12 protein-coding genes are annotated in these 21,257 nt (G+C 40.7%); 6 read left to right on the top strand and 6 right to left on the bottom strand.

The window, feature by feature from the left end:
* Positions 1 to 616: 616 nt before the first annotated feature.
* The 3 genes from CWC22_RS24005 to CWC22_RS23995 all read left to right on the top strand — a co-directional run bounded on the left by CWC22_RS24005 (position 617) and on the right by CWC22_RS23995 (position 4,841).
* On the top strand, positions 617 to 2,410 hold the full coding sequence (locus CWC22_RS24005) for a S8 family peptidase (protein ID WP_138539281.1): 1,794 nt from the start codon (positions 617 to 619) through the stop codon (positions 2,408 to 2,410).
* Positions 2,411 to 2,659: 249 nt separating this feature from the next.
* Positions 2,660 to 3,508 carry a DUF417 family protein gene (locus CWC22_RS24000; RefSeq protein WP_138539280.1) on the top strand — a complete coding sequence of 283 codons (849 nt, stop codon included), beginning with the start codon at positions 2,660 to 2,662 and terminating at the stop codon, positions 3,506 to 3,508.
* 124 nt (positions 3,509 to 3,632) lie between these two features.
* On the top strand, positions 3,633 to 4,841 hold the full coding sequence (locus tag CWC22_RS23995) for a tyrosine-type recombinase/integrase (RefSeq protein ID WP_138539279.1): 1,209 nt from the start codon (positions 3,633 to 3,635) through the stop codon (positions 4,839 to 4,841).
* Positions 4,842 to 5,558: 717 nt separating this feature from the next.
* Here CWC22_RS23995 and CWC22_RS23990 read toward each other — a convergent pair.
* Positions 5,559 to 8,609: an FAD-binding and (Fe-S)-binding domain-containing protein gene (locus tag CWC22_RS23990; RefSeq protein ID WP_138539278.1), complete on the bottom strand. Its 3,051-nt coding sequence runs from the start codon at positions 8,607 to 8,609 to the stop codon at positions 5,559 to 5,561.
* A gap of 148 nt (positions 8,610 to 8,757) precedes the next feature.
* Here CWC22_RS23990 and CWC22_RS23985 point away from each other — a divergent pair, with 148 nt between their 5' ends.
* A complete protein-coding gene (locus tag CWC22_RS23985; protein WP_125564630.1) occupies positions 8,758 to 8,964 on the top strand; it encodes a PGPGW domain-containing protein in 207 nt (68 codons plus the stop codon).
* Between the two features lie 276 nt (positions 8,965 to 9,240).
* On the opposite strand, the gene ppsA is transcribed toward CWC22_RS23985, so the two are convergent.
* Positions 9,241 to 11,616: a phosphoenolpyruvate synthase gene (gene ppsA / locus CWC22_RS23980; protein ID WP_125564632.1), complete on the bottom strand. Its 2,376-nt coding sequence runs from the start codon at positions 11,614 to 11,616 to the stop codon at positions 9,241 to 9,243.
* 140 nt (positions 11,617 to 11,756) lie between these two features.
* Here ppsA and CWC22_RS23975 point away from each other — a divergent pair, with 140 nt between their 5' ends.
* The gene (locus CWC22_RS23975; RefSeq protein ID WP_125564634.1) at positions 11,757 to 12,566 is read left to right on the top strand and encodes a pyruvate, water dikinase regulatory protein; all 810 of its coding nucleotides are present in this window, start codon (positions 11,757 to 11,759) and stop codon (positions 12,564 to 12,566) included.
* Positions 12,567 to 12,597: 31 nt separating this feature from the next.
* Here the strand turns inward: CWC22_RS23975 and CWC22_RS23970 are convergent, their stop codons facing one another.
* From CWC22_RS23970 to CWC22_RS24655, 3 genes are all read right to left on the bottom strand, one after another.
* Complete coding sequence (locus CWC22_RS23970; protein ID WP_125564636.1) at positions 12,598 to 13,953, bottom strand: class II 3-deoxy-7-phosphoheptulonate synthase; 1,356 nt, start codon at positions 13,951 to 13,953, stop codon at positions 12,598 to 12,600.
* Positions 13,954 to 14,357: 404 nt separating this feature from the next.
* On the bottom strand, positions 14,358 to 14,663 hold the full coding sequence (locus CWC22_RS24660) for a hypothetical protein (RefSeq protein WP_419144623.1): 306 nt from the start codon (positions 14,661 to 14,663) through the stop codon (positions 14,358 to 14,360).
* 343 nt (positions 14,664 to 15,006) lie between these two features.
* Entirely contained in the window at positions 15,007 to 15,216 is a 210-nt protein-coding gene (locus tag CWC22_RS24655) for a transposase (RefSeq protein ID WP_239445456.1), read from the bottom strand.
* A 574-nt stretch (positions 15,217 to 15,790) separates the two neighbouring features.
* Here CWC22_RS24655 and CWC22_RS23960 point away from each other — a divergent pair.
* Entirely contained in the window at positions 15,791 to 16,663 is an 873-nt protein-coding gene (locus CWC22_RS23960; RefSeq protein WP_125564641.1) for a DNA replication terminus site-binding protein, read from the top strand.
* Between the two features lie 3,187 nt (positions 16,664 to 19,850).
* On the opposite strand, the gene CWC22_RS23955 is transcribed toward CWC22_RS23960, so the two are convergent.
* The gene (locus tag CWC22_RS23955; protein WP_010381348.1) at positions 19,851 to 21,065 is read right to left on the bottom strand and encodes a hypothetical protein; all 1,215 of its coding nucleotides are present in this window, start codon (positions 21,063 to 21,065) and stop codon (positions 19,851 to 19,853) included.
* Positions 21,066 to 21,257: the final 192 nt, after the last annotated feature.

The following is a 21,257-nucleotide window of genomic DNA, read 5'->3' as shown; positions in this document are numbered from 1 at the left end:
AGGCTTAATGAGAGTGAAGCTTACCTAAGCTCTGTGAACTTTCCCCTACCCTGATAAGTGTCAGTTAATCATTGGCCTAGCTGTTCTTAAAAGAGTAAAAATATACATATATATGTATGGATTTAATATGTTTTTATGCATTTATGCCTACTTTTAAGCAGGCGTGTTTTGATAAACGCCCGTTCGTTTTATGTTCAGAATTTTGCTTTTGAAATGCGATAGCTCGCGTTAGTGGGAAGTGGTTACCGCTCAGGTATTAGTTTATTACAAGAGTGAAATCCGTTCGACGGGGAAATTTGGATTGCTGTTTGATAAGGCAATCTTAACAGTATCGTGCTGAAATTATCGACATTAAAACGTTTGAAATGCTAATAAAACATTACTAACTGTTTACATTCATTTACATGAAGAATATATCATAACTAGTCATTTTTTTGTCGATAAAATATTACAAAACAATGAAGTATGTGAAATAAAGTCATGTCTTATAACCCGAATTGTATTTTATATAGCCAAAAGTAATTTAAACAAACGGTAACCCTGTGTTTACAGTTGTGAACCTTCTGTACTTAATCTTGGACGGAAGGAACAACAACTAATCTAGGGAAAAACTATTATGACAACTAATAATTTAAAAATTGGAGCCATCGCGCTGGCTGTTTCAGGTATGTTCGCTACAACCCATGCATTCGCAAGTGAGGTTGAAGCACTCCACTCCGCTGCAAGCATGACGCAACTGAGCCAGAAAATTGAAGGTCAGAATACAGCTGGTACTCAATTTATCATCAAGTATAAAGATAACAGCAACCAACTTATGTCTATCTCTGATGCTGATATGTCTCCTGCAATGATGAACGCGCGAGCACAAAGCTTTGTAAAGAACTTCAAAAGTAAAAAGAAAGCTTCACTACAAACCAAGTATGTTCGTAAAATGGCTTTAAGCAATCACCACGTTATGCGCGTAGATAAGACATTGACAGCGGCAGAAGCACAAAGCTTGATGCAGGAAATGGCATCTACAGGCAATATCGAATATATCGAAATTGACCAAATGCTACAGCCGTTCGCAACGCCGAACGATCCACGCTATTCTGATCAGTGGCACTATTTTGAATCTGCAGGTGGTATTAATGCCCCGGCCGCATGGGACAAATCAACTGGTAATGGTGTCGTAGTCGCTGTTCTGGATACCGGTTATCGTCCACACTCTGATCTGAATCCAAATATTTTGCAAGGCTACGACATGATCTCTAATTTGTCTGTAGCAAATGACGGTGGTGGTCGTGATAGCGATGCTCGCGATCCTGGTGACGCGGTATCTGCGAATGAGTGTGGTTATACTCACAGCGCACGTAGCTCTAGCTGGCACGGTACACATGTAGCAGGTACAGTTGCGGCCGTATCAAACAACGGTCAGGGGGTTGCCGGCGTTGCATACGATGCGAAAGTAGTACCCGTTCGCGTACTTGGAAAATGTGGCGGTCTGACTTCTGATATTGCTGATGGTATCATCTGGGCGTCTGGCGGCTCGGTTTCTGGCGTGCCGGCAAATGCAAATCCAGCGGATGTCATTAATATGAGTTTGGGTGGCCAGGGGGCTTGTAGCTCTACCACACAGAGTGCGATTAATACTGCGCGTGCAAATGGTGCAACTATTGTTATCGCGGCGGGTAACAGCAACGCAAATTCTGCAAACTTCAACCCGGGTAACTGTTCAGGCATTATCAATGTTGCTTCTGTAGGTCGTAATGGCGGTCGTGCATATTACTCTAACTACGGATCAAATATCGACGTTGCAGCACCAGGTGGTGCGCAGAGTTTTGCTAATGATCCAGAAGGTATTCTGTCAACTTATAACACCGGCAGCAACACACCTTCCAGTGACAGCTATGCATACTCACAGGGTACATCAATGGCAGCACCGCATGTTGCTGGTGTCGCCGCGCTGATTAAGCAAGCTAAGCCTACTGCAACACCGGACGAAGTTGAAAGTATTTTGAAGAGCACGACTCGCAGTTTCCCTGCTACTTGTAGCAGTTGTGGAACGGGTATCATTGATGCTTCTGCAGCTGTAGATGCAGCGCTCAATGGCGGCGGTGGCAATGAACTACAAGATGGCGTTGCAAAAACTAGCCTGAGTGGTGGATCTGGCAGTGAAACTTTCTATACATTTAACGTTGGTAATGGCGTAAGCAAAGTAACCTTTACTATGAGCGGTGGCTCAGGTGACGCTGATTTGTATGTACGCGCAAATGCGCAACCTACTCGCACGACCTATGATTGTCGGCCTTACAAAAATGGTAACAATGAAGTATGTACAGTGAATAATCCCTCTGCAGGGACTTATCACATCATGCTGCGCGGCTACTCATCATATAACGGTGTAAGCCTGGAAGCACAAACAAACTAACGGATACCTTACAGCGGTTTGCTTTTAAGCGGGGCAATTAGTTGCCCTGCTTTCTTATTTAGGTAAGTGTGCGTGAGCTGCTGGTACTCAGGTGGTTGCCTACTTTGTGTTTATGTGAACTCAAAGAGCAAAAAGAACGTCGACGTATATTTTAGTCATCTCAGTAGTCTAAAAGACAAATTTGAGAGCTCGTGAAATAAATATTGTCTTTACCGGTCTCCTAAGGACAATCAATATTTCAGGAACACTATGTCTCACTCAATTAATTTCAAGCTAATCGCTTTTGTCATTGCGTCCAGTCTGGTTGTGATTGGCACTTCTTTTATGCTCGGCGGTCATTCTGGATATGTAGAAAAGGCGTTTGGTTTCTATTCTCTTACAGATATTTATTCTTCGTCAAATCTCGGCCTATTTTTAGGCGGATTGTTTTTATTCGCGGGGATCATCTTGGCTTCATCGCCAATATTACCTTCTCTTCGCAGACCTCAATTTTTCTTAATAATTTTCGTAAGTGTTATTATGCTATTAACCTTATTCGATTCAAGCCGCTGGATAGCTGAACACGGAGGGTTTCCTGTAATCGGATCGGGCCAGGGTATTATTAAGTATTTTGCGCTTTTGCCTCTGGCATTTTATTTGTGTTTTGGTACACGTGTAGATATCCGTACCCATGCATTACTGAACTATATACCAGTTGCGATTGTTTTATTCTGGATTGGTGGTATGAAGTTCTTAGAACTTGAAGCAAAAGCAATCGTGCCCCTGGTCGAAACTTCGCCTTTCATGAGCTGGTTATATACTCTGTTTAGTGTACAGCAGGCATCTGATTTGATAGGTATCTATGACCTGGTTTTTGCTATTGTTCTCGGGTTTGGGGTTTGGTTTAACAAGCGTGTTGTGATACTCGCTGGTCTGGCTGGGACCGGTGCGGTATTCGTTATGACTCAGACATTCTTGTTCACCGCTGACGGGGGTTTTTCCGATGCAACAGTGATTGATGGACTAGGCTTGTTCATTATCAAAGATTTATGGTTCATCTGTAATCTTCTCATCATTCTGGAGTACGTTAAGCAGTCGGATAGAAAGGTCGAGGTTTAATTGCCCGGACAGACTCAGTCGATGGGTGTGTAATTTTCCTTTTAGTGGGATAAGACCGTTGCAATCTACAAATGCTTAGGTCAGAATAAACCACTGTTTAAATAATCAGTGTTATACACACCTTATGACGCCTCTCGTTGACACACTCAGACAGCTTAGATATTTAGTTGCGCATCTTGAAGACAATACACTGGCAACTGAGTACCCTGATATTGACCACTTTTTGAAAAATGACGTGTTTGATCCCGAACGGTGTAAAGGTGAACTAGCATTTCTTTATCAGTTTTTGTACGTATATGGCCGTAAATCTGAAGCCACTTTTAATCGTTTTCGCAATGAGATTGAGCGTTTTTTCCTGTGGGCCTGGTGTATTCAAAAGACCTCGGTGTTCGACTTAAAACGAGAAGACATTGAGGGTTATGTTGAGTTTGTTGTTGAAACAAAAGATGAGTGGGTAGCGGATTCAGTACAATGGCGATTTAAGGATATTGAAGGCTTTAGACGAGTTAACCCAAGCTGGCGTCCCTTTGTTTACAAGGCTAATGGGGTTAGTCAGCAAACACTTTCATCTATGTTCACCGCGCTCAATGTATTTTATAAATTTGCGATTTTAGAAGAAAGAACTTTTACAAATTTCGTTCCTGTTGTTAAAAAGAACTGTCCTTATCTGGTTGTTCAGTCGCAGATTAAGCTGCCTGACACGCTTAGTGATTTACAATGGGAATATGTGTTTGGCGTTACAAAAGATCGTTGCGAAAAGGATCCCAAGCTTGAGCGTAACCTGTTTACCCTCGCCTGTTTAAAAGGCTTATATCTGCGTATCTCTGAACTGTCTGATAGACCACAATGGGCACCGGTAATGAGTCATTTTTGGCAAGATCAGGACGGGTTTTGGTTTTTACGTATTATGGGAAAAGGCAACAAACTCAGGGATGTTACCTTGAGCGAGGACTTTATTGATTACCTTAAACGTTATCGCCTGAGCCGTGGTTTGAGCTCCCTCCCCCGTGTTGATGAGCCACATCCCATTATTCATAAGCTAAGAGGAAGCGGCGGGATGAATGTCAGACAAATCCGTCGCATCGTTCAGGAGAGCTTTGATCTTGCAATAAAAAAACTGAATGAAGATGGTTTTCAGGAAGAGTCAGAAAATCTACAAGCTGCGACCTCCCATTGGTTAAGGCACACTGGTGCTACCCATGACGCGCAGCACAGACCACTGAAGCATTTATCTGAAGACCTTGGTCACTCAAAAATCGCGACGACTGATCAGATTTATATCCAAACCAATATAAAAGAGCGAGCTAAATCGGGTATAAAGCGCAAGTTATAATTTAACTAAGCGACACTTAGTAGCATTGTTTAAATTTAATCCGTATTTTTTATTTACAGATTTTTTCTACAGGGCTAACACTAATTTTATTTGTAAGTGGTTTTTCTATAATAGGGAAAAGGAACCATGCTAATTTTTGATAGCTTTATCTAGCATTACCGCTCCCTGCCTTTGTAAAGCTCCTTCATTTTTAACTCCGCCAGATTTTTATATTAATTTTTGAGTTCGTTTTAAAATCTATATTTAAATTAGTTTCTATATATTTTTTAATTTTAGTGGGGGGGTTATAATCTGCACTTTAGATACATTATATCTCATAAAATATGTCCGGTAAAAATATTCAATGCCAAACCAGAGAGGTTTTCTAGCATGTTACTCTCCCTCCTCATATAATTTTATTTTTATGTGGCTGATATTTTAAACACGCTACGACAAATATTCCCCTCAGGTGTTAATTCCTAACTCATACGTTACTGGCGGTTTGAATATTATCATTTAAAAAGTTAGTGAGAACACATCATACATATTTGAGCATTAATCTTAACTCAGCAACTTCTAAACTCAGCAACTTCTAAACTTATGAGAAATTGTAACCGAGCGGAAAACGTTATGTGAAAGCTATTATGTTAAATTTGAGCGTTTTGGGGGAAACGAAGGAAAATGGGTTGGAATAAAAAGCATAGCAACAGAGCTAAGACTGTTACTATGCTGATAATATTAGAGGTTATTAGCGATAAACTCTATTGGATGCATAGGCTTTTGATTTTCGAACCGCTTAACTTGGCAGCGGCAAGAGAACCCGGTTGCCAAAATTGTTTCAGAATCCATCTTTTTCGTATGATGCTGCCAGGACATTTCATACAGGCTTCTTGAGTTTTCCTGATGATCAGTTTCATGTCCATAGGTACCAGCCATACCACAACAACCTGTTGCCGGAGTATCCAGATTAATACCTAGCTGATTGAATATCGTTTTCCAGACATTCTTACTTTCTGGCATCGCGCTGGTTTCAGTACAATGACTTAACAGCTTGACTTTGCTTGAGCTGACTTTTGTTTGTTGGCCGAGTGCATCCCAGTTCTGAGTAGCGAGCCATTCATGCGCCAGCTGCACTTGAAATGCCAGTTTGTCTTTCTCAAGGATGTTAAGATACTCATCTCGATAGCAAAGAACTAACGAAGCATCTAACCCAATCATTGGTCTACCAAATTCCGCGACGCGAGAAAGAAATTCGTTTGCGGAAGATGCGGTTGACTTGAATTCTTTTAGAAATCCTTTTACGTGTTGCGCCTTGCCGTTTGGTACGAAAGGCAAGAGGACCGCTTGTTTGCCAAGTTTACCAACTAACTTAATGAGTGCTTCTACCAGCTCCGCTTCGTAATAGCTGGTAAAAGGGTCTTGCACGATAAACACAATATCGGACATTGCTTCTTTTGATAAAGCGGCCAATTTATTTTCGTCGTATAACTGTGCGCTTTTTACTCTCGAAGTTAATGTAGGAACACTTAGCTTAGGCGTATCGACATAACCAATGATTTTTTTCAAAGCTAACTTTACGGGAGGAAAATTGACAAAAAAGTTTGTCGTTCTTGGTAGTTTTGCCATCAAAGGTGTAGTTTTTTCAACATTAGCAACCAAGTGATCTTTAAGTGGTCGATTGTACTTGCTGTGGTAAAGGTTCAAAAACCTCGCACGAAAACTTGGCACGTCTACTTTTATTGGGCAAGCGGTTGTGCAGGCTTTACAAGCTAAGCACTCATCCATTGACTCTTTCACTTCATGTGAGAAATCATAAAAGCCTTTCTGTTTTTTCTGATTATTTCGAAAACGTTCCCACCAGGTTGTATCATTTTCCTTTGTAATTAAGGTTTTCTCCACCGCTAGTAGATCAACCCCCTGCTCTTCTTGCAGTCGGAACCATTCTCGGATCAGCGACGCTCGACCTTTAGGTGAATGACGACGATCTTTAGTCACTTTATATGATGGACACATTGGCGACGTTTCGTCATAGTTGAAGCAGAGCCCGTTACCGTTACAGTTCATCGCATTTTCAAAACTTTCTCTGACTTCGATATTGATAGACTTATCAAACCATGCGCGTTTTTGATCGTCCACACTAACTAGGCGCTCATTACTATCAATAGGTGTACAGATCTTGCCTGGGTTCAGGCGGTTATTTTTGTCGAATGCTGTTTTAATTTTTCTCAGTTCATTAAACAGTGTATCGCCAAAAAACTCCGGGCCGTATTCACTTCGATATCCTTTACCATGTTCACCCCACATAAGCCCGCGATATTTGGCTGTCAGCGCAACTACCTGATCAGAAATTTCTCGAAGTAATTTCTCTTGTTCCGGATCACACATATCCAGAGCCGGACGAACATGGAGTACACCAGCATCAACGTGGCCAAACATACCGTAGTGTAAACCTTTGCTATCCAATAGCGCTCGAAATTCTAATATAAAATCAGCAAGGTTTTCTGGTGGTACGGCAGTATCTTCCGCAAACGCCAGAGGCTTTTGTTTACCTTTAGTATTACCAAGTAAACCAACCGCCTTTTTACGCATCGCGTAAATTTTAAGAATATCGGACTTATCATTGGTGAGCTGATAACCGACAACCCCTGCTTCTTTATTGGCAATGAGGAGGTCTAGTTGTTTACACAGTGAAGATACTTTGTGTTCGATTTCGTCAGGTGTTTCTCCGTTGAACTCAACCATGTTAAGTCCCTGAACTTCGACACCTGGTACGTCGGATATTAAGTCCGATACTGAATGCCAGATAATATCCTGCTTCGCAAGATTAAGGACCTTACTGTCAACAGTTTCAACTGAAGTGGCATTCGCAGCGACTAAAAATGGTGAATTTCTGAGCGCAGACTCGAAAGAATCGTATTTAATATTGATTAGTGTTTTATACGGCTGAATACGCGTAACATTTAACTTGGCTTCCGTGACAATACCAAGTGACCCCTCTGAACCGGTGATCACTCGACTCAAATCAAAGGTTGTCATTTGTTCGTCGAACACGTTTTCCAGATCGTAGCCGGTTAAAAAGCGATTGAGTCTGGGAAATTTCTCTAGTACGAGGTCTCGATTTTCCTTACAGCTATTTAGAACAGCATTATAGATTTCACCAACCCGATTGGTTTGTTTAGCGAGTATCTGTGCTTTTTCAAGTTCAAGCTTGCTGGTGTTGAGCTCCGTACCGTCGACAAGGATTGTCTTAAGTTCAAGCACGTGATCACTCGTTTTTCCATAAACAAGCGAACCCTGGCCAGATGCATCTGTATTTATCATTCCACCTATAGTAGCGCGGTTACTGGTGGATAGATCGGGAGCAAAAAAGAAACCATATGGTCTCAGAAAATCATTGAGCTGATCTTTGATTACACCGGTTTGAACTTTTACCCAGCCTTCTTCTTCGTTGATCTCAAGAATTTCGCGCATGTAACGAGATAAATCAACAACGATACCAGGAGTAAGTGACTGGCCATTAGTACCTGTACCACCACCTCGAGGGCCAAAGCTTAAAGAAAGAAAAGGGTCCAGTGATGCAACTTGCATCGCGACCTGTACATCCTTCGAATTCCGTGGATAGATAACAGCCTGGGGAATTTCTTGATAAATGCTGTTATCAGTGGCGGTTACTATTCTGGTTGCGTAACTCGTATCGGTATCTCCGCTAAAGCCCTGGCCTGTGATCTTTTTGATGTAGTCAGTTAATAATGTATTTGCAGAATCCTGCTGGGTAATTTCGGCAATCATGACGGTAATAAATTATTGCTTTGCTAGCATTGTATCATGTTGAGTGCCATTACAAATCCGGAATTTTTCGTTTTGTTACATTTAGAAAAAGATTGTCTTTGGGATATGAAGTACGCTTATAGGTAACTATAAAACCCGCGAGGTTGGTATGAAGAAGTTACTTTTGAATGTATTAGCTGCAGTTTGTGCCATGTTAGCTTTACTATTTATTGTAGTACCCGGTCCTTCTATTGTTTTCTTGTTAGCTGGCCTAGTTTGTTTGTCGTTTAATTACCCATGGGCGAGGAGCTACTTGAAAAAAACGCAGGCTGGATTTAAGACAATTTGCGTGCAACTTGATAAACGCTTGAGATAGAACAAATTTTATTTAATACCGTTTCTATTTGAAGGGGAAAACATGACGCTAACGGCGTTAAAGAGTTCTCATTTAGAACTTGTACTTTTAAGGTATAAGATTGCAAAGTGTCGCCTCGCTTATACGGATGTAGGTGCCTCAGCGATATCAGGACGCAGGGAAGGTGTTTTCGACCCTATTTTCTCGCTTTAAAACAGAACACTTAATTAAGCAAATTAGTATAATCAGAAAATAAAAAAGGCCTGTAAAAACAGGCCTTTTAGCTAATTAATTCAATTAAGCTTTGTTTTGCTCAGCAAGATATAGCCAAGTTTCAAGCACTGTATCAGGGTTAAGTGATACAGAGTCAATGCCTTGATCAACTAACCAAGCTGCAAAGTCTTCATGATCCGATGGACCTTGGCCACAAATACCAACGTATTTGCCTTTTGCTTTGGCTGTCTGAATTGCCATAGAAAGCAGTTTTTTGATGGCCGGGTTACGCTCATCGAACAAGTGTGCAATCAGACCAGAATCTCGGTCAAGACCCAAAGTAAGCTGAGTCAGGTCATTTGAACCTATTGAGAATCCATCAAAATATTCAAGGAACTCTTCTGCCAATAGTGCATTTGAAGGTAATTCACACATCATGATTACCTTCAAGCCATTTTCCCCACGCTTAAGGCCGTGCTCTTCTAGAAGCTGAATAACCTGAGCCGCTTCTTCAAGTGTACGAACGAAAGGAATCATAATCTCGACGTTGTCCAGACCCATTCCGTTGCGAACACGTTTAATAGCTTCACATTCAAGTGCGAAGCACTCGCGGAAATCTTCCGAAATATAGCGTGATGCACCCCGGAAACCAATCATTGGGTTTTCTTCTTCCGGCTCGTACTGTTGACCGCCAACCAAGTTTGCGTACTCGTTTGACTTGAAGTCAGACATACGAACAATAACACGCTCTGGCGCAAACGCTGCACCTAGTGTTGAAATGCCTTCAACCAGTTTAGCGATATAGAACTCTACAGGAGACTCATATCCCGCAATGATATCTTTGATTTCAGCTTGAAGGTCAGCCGGCTGAGTATCAAAATTAATAAGTGCTTTTGGGTGCACACCGATCATGCGGTTAATGATGAACTCTAGACGAGCGAGACCAATACCTGCATGCGGCAGCTTAGCGAAGTCAAATGCTCGATCTGGGTTGCCCACATTCATCATTATCTTCATAGGAATTTCAGGCATTGAGTCAATGCGTGAAGAAATGACTTCGAAGTCTAGTTTACCCTGGTAGATGTAACCAGTGTCACCCTCTGCACAAGAAACGGTTACTTCGTCGCCGTGTTTGATGGTGTCTGTTGCGTTGCCGCAACCAACCACTGCAGGAATGCCAAGCTCACGAGCGATAATTGCAGCATGACAGGTACGTCCACCACGGTTGGTAACAATTGCCGCAGCGCGTTTCATGATAGGTTCCCAATCCGGGTCTGTCATGTCGGTAACCAGGATGTCACCCTGCTCAACTTTATCCATTTCATCGATAGAATTGAGTACACGTACCACACCGCTGCCAATTTTATGGCCAATCGCGCGACCTTCGCAAACTACGTTTGACTTCTCTTTAAGCTGATAGCGTTCCATAACGTTCGCATCTTCATTAGAACGCACTGTTTCTGGACGAGCCTGTACAATATAGAGTTTACCATCGTTGCCATCTTTAGCCCATTCAATGTCCATTGGACGACCGTAGTGCTTTTCGATGATAACAGCTTGCTTGGCCAGTTCTTCGACTTCGCTATCTGTGATTGAGAATTTGTTAGATAATTCTGGCTCCATATCAACGATCTCAACTTGTTTGCCATGAGATTCGTCGGTTGAATACACCATTTGAATTGCTTTAGAACCGATATTACGTCTAACAACTGCTGGTAAGCCTTTAGCAAGTGTTGGTTTGTGAACGTAAAATTCATCCGGATTTACAGCGCCTTGAACTACCATTTCGCCAAGACCATAGCTTGACGTGACAAAAACGACATCTTCAAAACCCGATTCTGTATCTATGGTGAACATTACACCTGAAGACGCTTTGTCTGAACGAACCATGCGCTGGATGCCAGCAGAAAGCGCAACGCCGCGGTGGTCGTAGCCTTGGTGAACTCGATAAGATATTGCGCGGTCATTAAACAGTGATGCAAAAACGTGTTTGATAGCAACCATCACCGCATCTATACCTTTCACATTCAGGAAAGTTTCTTGCTGTCCGGCAAAAGATGCGTCTGGCATATCTTCTGCGGTCGCTGATGAACGCACTGCGAAGGAGACATCGTTGTTTTCATCACCGTGGAGTGACGTATAAGCCTTACGAATGGCTTGGTCTAATTCTGGCTGGAATGGTGTGTCGATTACCCATTGACGGATTTGGGCGCCGACTTTGGCAAGTTCGTTGACGTCGTCAACATCGAGAGTATCGAGAATGGTGTGGATTTTTTCATTGAGGCCTGATTGCTCTAAGAACTCATTAAAGGCGTCTGCCGTAGTCGCGAATCCACCGGGTACTTGTACACCTGCATTGGCAAGGTTAGATATCATTTCACCCAGAGAAGCGTTTTTACCACCAACTCTAGGTACGTCTTGCATACCTAATTCTTGATACCAGAGAACGTAGTCTTGCACGGAACTGTCTCCAAAACAAATTGTATTTAATGTGAGAGAAAAATTGACCTTCCTATAGGTCGAAGGCATTCTACAACTTAAAGCATAGCGACGTAAACCGCGACGCGAAAAAATACTAAAAAAGTAATTTAAAGGTTAAAATGAGAACTGCATTTTATATATCAGACGGGACGGCGATTACGTCAGAAGTGTTCGGTCATGCTACCCTATCAATGTTTCCTGTGGACTTTAACCACAAAACTATTCCATTTGTCGAAACTGTAGAGAAAGCAGAAAAAATCAAAGATTTAATCAATGAGACAGCGGCAACCAGTGGCGAAAAACCGCTAGTATTTTTCACTTTTGTAAACCCGGTTTTGTCAGATATCATTTTGGCGTCCGATGGCGTTTGCTATGACTTCCTATCTTATTCTAGTGAAATTGTAAAAAGAGAGCTAAAAGTAGCACCTGTTCCAAAAGTACACAGAACACACAGTATTCATGAAGCGACTTATGATTTCAGAATTGATGCTGTCAACTATGCGTTGGCCAACGACGATGGTGCAAATGTCAAAGATTACGAAAAGGCGGATATAATTCTGGTCGGCGTAAGCCGAAGCGGAAAGACACCAACCAGTCTTTATCTTGCTCTACAGTACGGCATTAAAGCAGCAAATTATCCTATGACAGAAGACGATTTGGAAAAAGGCACACTACCTAAGTGTTTAACTCCGTTCAAACATAAAATATTCGGTTTGACCATAGATCCGGAGCGACTGTCTGCAATCAGGCAAGAGCGCATGGCTAACTCGCGATACGCTTCTATTCGCCAATGCAGGATTGAAGTACGGGAAGTTGAAATGCTGTTTAAAAAGAACAGGATCCCCTACCTGAACTCTACCAAGTTTTCTGTTGAAGAAATTTCTGCAAAGATAATGTCAGAGACAAACTTAGAAAGGCGTAAATATTGATAAAAAGGCCCATCTGGGCCTTTTTATTGTTTTAAACTCGGTTTCTTGCGTCTTTCAACAAGTCTGCAACCAGGAAGCCTAGCTCTAAGACTTGATCTGCGTTCAAGCGCGGATCGCATTGTGTTCGATAGCGCTGAGCTAAGTCCTCGTCTGAAAGTCCATAAGCTCCGCCGATACATTCCGTAACGTGCTGACCTGTCATTTCCAGGTGTACACCGCCTGGGTAGGACCCTTCAGCTTTATGTACAGCGAAGAACTGACTGATTTCACGTAGTATATTATTGAAGCTTCGAGTTTTATATCCTGTGCTGGCTTTTTCAGTATTGCCATGCATTGGATCTGAACTCCAAACTACTTTACGTCCTTCTTCCTGAACTTTTCTCACCAAGGCTGGTAGCTTTTCTGGCAAGATGTCTGCCCCCATTCGCGTGATCAAAGTAAGTCTGCCCGGGATATTCTCTGGGTTGAGCGCGTCGATAAGTTGGATAAGCTCGTCTGGTTTCATACCAGGGCCAACCTTTACACCAATCGGGTTTTTAATTCCTCTAAAGAATTCAATATGTGCATGATCTAATTGTCTAGTCCTTTCACCGATCCAGACAAAATGCGCGGAACAATCGTACCAGTCTCCACTTAGATGGTCGCGACGCGTGAGTGCTTGTTCATACCCTAACAATAAAGCTTCATGTGAAGTATATAAATGTGTTTCTTTAAGGCTTGGCGCGACGGATGAATCGATTCCGCACACTTCCATAAACTCTAAAGCTTCCTGGATCCTGTTTGCCAACTGTTGAAACTTTTCTTTCATTGGGTTAGCTGCAACGAAGCTCATATTCCATCGACTAACCTGATGTAAGTCTGCAAGGCCACCCTGTGCAAATGCTCTAAGCAGGTTCAGTGTCGATGCACTGTGGTGATAAGCTGTCAGCAACCTTTTAGGATCCGGTATGCGTGCCTCTTCTGTAAACTCAAAACTATTTACGATGTCGCCTCTGTAAGATGGTAACGCAACGCCATTGATGGTCTCGAAATCAGATGATCTTGGCTTAGCATATTGACCAGCCATTCTTGCTATTTTGACAACTGGGCACTTTCCGCCATAAGTCAGAACAACTGCCATCTGCAACAGTGTTTTGAAAGTGTCTCTGATATTAGTAGCACTAAAATCAGCAAAGGACTCTGCACAATCTCCACCCTGCAATAAGAAAGCTTTGCCTTCACAAACATCAGCAAGACTTTTATAAAGGCTGCGTGTTTCCTCTGCAAATACTAAAGGTGGCGCCGCGTTGATTTGCTTCTCAACTGACTCAAGCGCAATTTTATCCGGGTATTCAGGTTGCTGAACTATCGGATGATCTCTCCAGCTATCTGGACTCCAAGGCTTCATATATTTTCCTCATTCCTCATTAGTTACCTCAAAGGCAAGGTACCTTATAGACGCTGAGGCTTCAAGGATCTTTCGAAGAATTTAAAGGATAATTCAAAAAACAAAGAACACATCATACACTTTAACCGAATCTAATTACTTCACAACTATCTTTTAAATTTAAAAAGCTATCAAAGAGCTAACGTTTTGTCTCTGGTAGTTCTAATTAAAGCTGTGTTATCTTACATATGAATTATGTTAAATTTGCATTGCTTTTACCTGGCTCACCCTAACTAGGCAAATCAGATAATGCCTGTACCATATGATAGTTTCTAAAAGCTTTAGCAATCGATGAACATATTGATAATTTCAATTAAGCAGAGCCTTGTTGATCAAATCCAAATAGCTTAGGCAACACTGCGATTTCAGCTGTTTCCCTGATATTCAGGCATACCTAGCCCAGTCATTCTATTGAGCACTTTCACTTTGATAATCGCTTCAATGTGCTGCTTATTGAATCCACGACTAACCAGCTTGTCACCCATTAGCTGTTTACAACGATACATTGCTGTTTCCGACAGTGAGCATTGATGGGAGTTCACACACTTTTTCCACACACTGCTACCTATGTGCTTTATTAAAAGGACCGCGCTGTTTCGAGCATGCCCATCCTCCCAAAACTGAGCATTGCGCCTTGGTGGGATCACCGCGTCGGCCATTTTGGCTGCCATTTCGGCATAACAGCCTCGGGTATCATAAGCGCCATCCGCTTTTACCGAACTGATCTGAGCAAGTCACCCAGAACCTCTGGATCACATACGGAGATTGTAGACAACTCAGCACCCACGATTTGGCGCATATTTTCATCAAAAGCCAGATGTAACTTTCGCTAGGTTCGGCGTTTATTCGCACCATGTTTTCTTGCATGCCACTCACCATTTCCGTACACCTTCAAGCCTGTGCTATTACCCGCGGATGCACTAGAGCTCGGTCTGTAACGAACTGCCAGCTCAGCACTTCGCTTGCAAAAACAACTATAAGTTGGCGTTTACAAACCAAGTTTCATCATTGATATCAGAGAAGAGACAAGCGAAATACAGCGCGCAAAGTCAGGCAGGTCTCAATCGCCAGCTCAGAGAAATGAATAAATCGCCCTTTACCGCCGTGATGTTGCGTGTTGTTCCACTGCACAATTGCATCCTGGGAAAACCAAAGTTGGATGTTACCTCTGGCGATAAGGGGTTTGTTGTAATCGAGCCAGCAGGTGATACGCTTTTCTTTCAAAGTTCAGTCTCGGTGTTTGCTTTTGAGATCTGATCACACAAGGTTAGATGAGTTCAATGATTTAGGAAACAACGCTATTAATCAACAAAGCGGATATAACACAATTTGAGCTGCCTTGAATTTTCAAACTTTACTATGAACTACCCTTTTAACCTATACATGAGAAAATGTTCTATTAAAATTTGGATAAATACTGCACTAGATCGCTAGTATTATATATCCGGTCCCCGAAACTGGGGCTTTAATATTTGCCATAGAGATACCCCTTACGGTTTATTTGTTGATTTCGAGATGAAGCGTAACTCTCTCCTCAACCAAGACGTAATTTTTGATAATTGATTGAAAAACATATAAAAAGTAATCATAAAAGTGGGATAAACATTAATTAATGTTGCTTAAGTAGAGATAAATCTTTATTATAAAAAGGAACACATCATACTAATTTTAATGTATACGTTGAATAAAAGCACCGAGTAAAAACTACAATAACGCCGACCAAAAAACTAAGCTCATTAATTTTTTTACTAACAAGGTGTATAATACGCATCTGTTCTATGCAATTAGGCTCTTGATTATGAAAAGTAAGCTTTCCATACGCTCTCATTTTGATTACCTTTTTGAGCAAATCTCATTATTTTGTGAAGAAATTAAGCAAGCAGACATAACTCAAGCTTACTATTTCAAATTACCTCCAGTACAAAAGAAAGATGAACTCTCTGCGCCAGATAGTGTTCATGTAGAAAAACTAACAGGTCAGGATGCATTCAGCCATTGTATCTCTTCCTACAAAGATCTCTTTATTGACAAAAAAGAAAGTGGCAAGGTACTCACCAGACATCCAGGGATACTTTTAGTAAATGATCCCAAAAACGAGATACGAAATAGACTGGTAGAAATAAATTTAGCAAAAGATGCCTTCAAAGAACTTATTCTTGAAATCACAAATAATGATGCAAGATTTGAAGCTGTGCACAGTGCGGTCCCCAGTTTAGTTACTCTAGCAGCATATAGAAAAATACATTTCGAGCAAGCTGTTCCCTACTCTGTACGTTTCACCTGGATGACAAAACACTCTACCAAAACACTCTCAAAAAAAGCAGCTCTTGATATACTTCAACGGTCTTCCCAATACACAAACCCCAGAGCAATTGATCAGAATAATTGGCAGTCAATTGTAGAGCAAGAACGTGTTAGAGTTTCAAGTCTATCTGACTCTGCAAAGTTGAGGATCAGACGCCCAACTCGAGTGAGCCCGGAAGTAAACGTTCGTTTTAGCGCAAAAAATAGGTATCACGTAAGCGGTGCGTTACCTTTCATTTTGCTAAACCCTCAAAAAGAAACAAAAATTGGTGAATTAAAAAATTACAGTCGTGATGGCAATGATCCAAGGAAAAAAGAATACAATTACCTGATCGAGAGAATCTATTTAGAAACGATTAATGGTTGATTCTAATTTATGCTTTAAATGCGATAAACATCACTTCGGTTAAGAGTGCCGGCCGTATTTACTTTTCACTGATGGACTCGAGGGAAGTCATATATTTTTGATTAGAATCTAACGCAACAGAAACTATCGTTTTTACCACATACCAAAAGTCTCAGAAAACTGCGTTAGATTTCGCTCTTATCTATACAACTGGATATCTTTTAGCTCTAGTTGAAAGTAACTTAAACTTAGTTTGCACAAACAGGATTCTTTTTTTAAATCAAAAACTATTTTGCTGGAAGTGATTGTAAACATCCAATAAGTACAAGTAAGTACACACATACATTTAAATAGCTTTCATAAATGGTGTGCGTGTTCATTTTTGTCTATTTTCTTTATTACCGAAACGATATCCAAGCTTTGATTAATCAAGTTTCATCTGAGCTCGATTACTATTCTGCTTTAAAATCAAAAAGTGATTAGCATAAGTCATGTGTAAGTACCAACTAACATGCATTAAAGAAACAGTATCATCAAGAAACTAAAGCCTATCATCGTGTGACATTTCAAGGTTACAAGAGCTTTTATTTTAGGAACATATTATTGATATTAGTTAAAACAGATCTGTCCTCCCATCTCTGGTTGGTATGTAGCGCAACAGGTCTCCTTACAACGGAAACTTACTGTGGTATGAATCTCACCCAACAGGAACACACCATAAATAAGTAAAACAGTCTAACGTCAGTCCCTTCCTACCAAGCAATCACACAGACCTGATAGCAACTGAGTCAAAAATGGAAATATCTCGCCGAGCCGAGAACACTTCATTAAGTTACAAAGTGAATATTCGATACTCATCATAAAACAGATCGTCAGTTTGAAAGGCTTAACAAATCAATGTTCCTTTGGTCCCATGAGTAAAGACAAATTAGTAAGAAGAATTACCACCTGGGCCAACCCATTTCCGTCAACCAAAGAGATAAATAACACTCAACAAAAGAACACTTCATTTGTTTTGGAAGTAAATGTTCAGTATTCATCATAGACCATCTCGTCAGATGAAAAAGCTGACCACATCATCGTTCTTTTGACCCCGTGAGAAGTGACAAATTGGTGAGGCGCATTCTCACCCAACAGGCCAACCCATTTCCGTCAGCCGAAGGGATAAATAACACACAATAAAAGAACACATCATTTATTAAGGAAGTAAGTGTTCAATATTCATCATTGATCATCTCTTTAGTTTAAAAAAGCTGACCAAATCATCAATCTTTTGACCCGGTGACCAAGGACAAACTAGCGAGGCGCACTCTCACCCGGGCAAGCCCAGTTCCATCAACCAAAGGAACAGATAACACATAAAAAGAACACATCATTTAATTAAGACACAAATACAAGTTCAATACTCGCCATACATCATCTCGTCAGTTTAAAAAAGCTGACCAAATCATCGTTCTTTTGACCCCGTGAGAAGTGACAAATAAGTGAGGCGCATTCTCACCCGGGCCAACCCCATTTTCGTCAAATGAAGGCATAGGCAAAACACCAATAAGAACACATCATTTAATTAAGACACAAATACAAGTTCAATACTCACCATACATCATCTCGTCAGTTTAAAAGGGCTGACCAAATCATCGTTCTTTTGACCCGGTGACCAGGGACAAACTGGCGAGGCACATTCTCACCCGGGCCAACCCAATTCCATCACCAAAGGAACAGATAACACATAAAAAGAACACATCATTTAACTAAGACACAAATACAAGTTCAATACTCACCATACATCATCTCGTCAGTTTAAAAAGGCTCACCAAATCATCGTTCTTTTGACCCGATGACCAGGGACAAACTAGTGAGGCGCATTTTCACCCGGGCCAACCCCATTTTCGTCAAATGAAGGCATAGGCAAAACATCAATAAGAACACATCATTAAATTAAGATACAAATACAGATTCGATACTCACTATGCACCAATTCTTTAGTTTAAAAAGCATACCAAATCGTTGTTCTTTTAACCTTGTGAAAAAAGACAAACTAGTAAGGGGCATTCTCACACAAGCCAACCCTTTTCCTTCAACCAATAAGATAGATAATACACAGAAAAAGAACACATCATTAAATTAAGACACGAATACAGGTTCAATACTCACCATACATCATCTCGTCAGTTTAAAAAGGCTCACCAAATCATCGTTCTTTTGACCCGATGACCAGGGACAAACTAGTGAGGCGCATTTTCACCCGGGCCAACCCCATTTTCGTCAAATGAAGGCATAGGCAAAACATCAATAAGAACACATCATTAAATTAAGATACAAATACAGATTCGATACTCACTATGCACCAATTCTTTAGTTTAAAAAGCATACCAAATCGTTGTTCTTTTAACCTTGTGAAAAAAGACAAACTAGTAAGGGGCATTCTCACACAAGCCAACCCTTTTCCTTCAACCAATAAGATAGATAATACACAGAAAAAGAACACATCATTAAATTAAGACACGAATACAGGTTCAATACTCACCATACATCATCTCGTCAGTTTAAAAAGGCTCACCAAATCATCGTTCTTTTGACCCCGTGATCAGGGACAAACTAGTGAGGTGCATTTTCACCCGGGCCAACCCAATTCCATCAACCAAAGGAACAGATAACACATAAAAAGAACACATCATTAAATTAAGATACAAATACAGATTCGATACTCACTATGCACCAATTCTTTAGTTTAAAAAGCATACCAAATCGTTGTTCTTTTGACCCCGTGAAAAGAGTAAGGGGCATTCTCACACAGGCCAACCCTTTTCCGTCAACCAATGAGATAAATAACACACAGAAAAAGAACACATCATTAATTTAGGAATTAAATGGCACATATTCACCATAAATCATTTCGCCAGTTTAAAAAGGCTGACCAAATCATCGTTCTTTTGAGCCCGAGAGAAGAGACAAATTAGTAAGGAGCATTCTTACCTGGCCAACCAAAGGAATAAGCAACGCACAAAAAAGAACACATCATAAAACTCAATAAACTCCTAAAAACACAACTCGACCTACATTATTAAAAGAGTTTTTAACAAGGCAAAGAGAAAAAATGCGCAATCTTTTAGGGGAATTAGTAAAATATTAGAGAACGCCTGACTATTTAACATAATAAAGCGTTCTAAGAGTAAAGCCAAAAAACATTGTTTATTTTATTAAACGGCTACTTTTTCACTATTTCTTCGAGTGTATCTTCATCAATAACTTCCGCATTTTCAACGATCCGCTTACCACCTTGAATTTCGATGCGTTTATTATGTTTATTTAGTGCTAATATCTCATCACAGAACTGTGCAGATGGATGCATTTCGTACACATAATCAATGATTTTACCACTTTTATCATCTTTTACATTTGAAATATGGTACTCAGATATAGCGCCTTTTTCGATCAGATCTTTCATTGTTGTCGTCATATCTCGACGTAACGCTTTCAGTTTATTGTCGGTTATTTCATCATCTGGGTAAATAGAACCGTACTTTTCCATAATGGACAAAAGCCGAAAATGGTAAGTTTTACCAGGAGCTGCATATCGCCACAAGTGATACAAACGTAGCATCATCCAGCGAGATAAGCCTCGCTTAAGCTCTTGCGCGCTATTGAAGTAATAACCCTTGTATTCTAGATTATCGATCATGTTATGAACAAAAGCATTAAGGCAGGCCACACATTTAACGTTTCCACCCTGACCTTTCTTACCACTAAAATGCAATGAGGACAAAAAGTTCATATTTGACTCGTAAAAAGAGTCATCGATATCTGTGCTTTTGGTATCCGTAGCCCTATATTTGAACGAAAGTTTCGACCCTTGAAGGGCTTCCAATGACTCTTTAATCTGTGGATAAGGCATTGATTGACCAACAGCTTTTAGCTCTTGAGCCAGCTCATTCATAGAGAAAATTACCGCATATTGAATACCGGACTTAAAATTGATTTTAACTATCTTGCCTTTTGAAGCAAGACGAATTAATGCCCGCTCAACCTTCTCTTCTCTGTCTGATGGCCAAACTAAAAACTCAGCTTCTTCGCCATCCTTTTTACTACTCACAACCGCTGGAGTGATTTTTAATTCACCATCGTACAGTATGCCATCGACCTTTTCCGAAATACGTCTGGAAATAATTGTTTTCTTTGGTGCTTCTTCTAAAGGCAACTTTTTATAGCCCGAACGAACGAATCGCCCCCAAAGGTCGTAATGATTGAAAGTATTTGAGTAAGCTCGCAAACCATGATTAGGACTTTCCAGCGAAACGCGTACATCTTTGTTATCAGTAAACAACGCTAAACTCTCGTTATCGGTTGCACTTTCAACACCATGGATCTGACCTCTAAGGGAATCAGGTAAATTATCAACGGAGATGTTTACCTTGCGGCTCATTTTATTACTTCCAGAATTTTGTGACGGTTAATGACAACACATTCACGATCAAAAGTTAATTGTTTAAGTTAGTAAAAAAGTGATCTGGACAAAAAAACCAAGATGAGATCATTTTTTTACTAACTTAGACATGATTTTGGATCCATATTATACCAACTACTGCTCAAAATCTGCTTACACGTACTGGATTTC

Source organism: Pseudoalteromonas rubra (genome assembly GCF_005886805.2).
Lineage (GTDB): Bacteria > Pseudomonadota > Gammaproteobacteria > Enterobacterales > Alteromonadaceae > Pseudoalteromonas > Pseudoalteromonas rubra_D.
This window is presented reverse-complemented; position numbering and strand designations above follow the sequence as displayed.

What these genes read in the sequence shown, in the direction of transcription:
- CWC22_RS24005 (WP_138539281.1), top strand. Translation starts at nt 617, where the DNA reads ATGACAACTAATAATTTAAAAATTGGAGCCATCGCGCTGGCTGTTTCA.
- CWC22_RS24000 (WP_138539280.1), top strand. Translation starts at nt 2,660, where the DNA reads ATGTCTCACTCAATTAATTTCAAGCTAATCGCTTTTGTCATTGCGTCC.
- CWC22_RS23995 (WP_138539279.1), top strand. Translation starts at nt 3,633, where the DNA reads ATGACGCCTCTCGTTGACACACTCAGACAGCTTAGATATTTAGTTGCG.
- CWC22_RS23990 (WP_138539278.1), bottom strand. Translation starts at nt 8,609, where the DNA reads ATGATTGCCGAAATTACCCAGCAGGATTCTGCAAATACATTATTAACT.
- CWC22_RS23985 (WP_125564630.1), top strand. Translation starts at nt 8,758, where the DNA reads ATGAAGAAGTTACTTTTGAATGTATTAGCTGCAGTTTGTGCCATGTTA.
- CWC22_RS23975 (WP_125564634.1), top strand. Translation starts at nt 11,757, where the DNA reads ATGAGAACTGCATTTTATATATCAGACGGGACGGCGATTACGTCAGAA.
- CWC22_RS23970 (WP_125564636.1), bottom strand. Translation starts at nt 13,953, where the DNA reads ATGAAGCCTTGGAGTCCAGATAGCTGGAGAGATCATCCGATAGTTCAG.
- CWC22_RS24660 (WP_419144623.1), bottom strand. Translation starts at nt 14,663, where the DNA reads ATGGCAGCCAAAATGGCCGACGCGGTGATCCCACCAAGGCGCAATGCT.
- CWC22_RS23960 (WP_125564641.1), top strand. Translation starts at nt 15,791, where the DNA reads ATGAAAAGTAAGCTTTCCATACGCTCTCATTTTGATTACCTTTTTGAG.
- CWC22_RS23955 (WP_010381348.1), bottom strand. Translation starts at nt 21,065, where the DNA reads ATGAGCCGCAAGGTAAACATCTCCGTTGATAATTTACCTGATTCCCTT.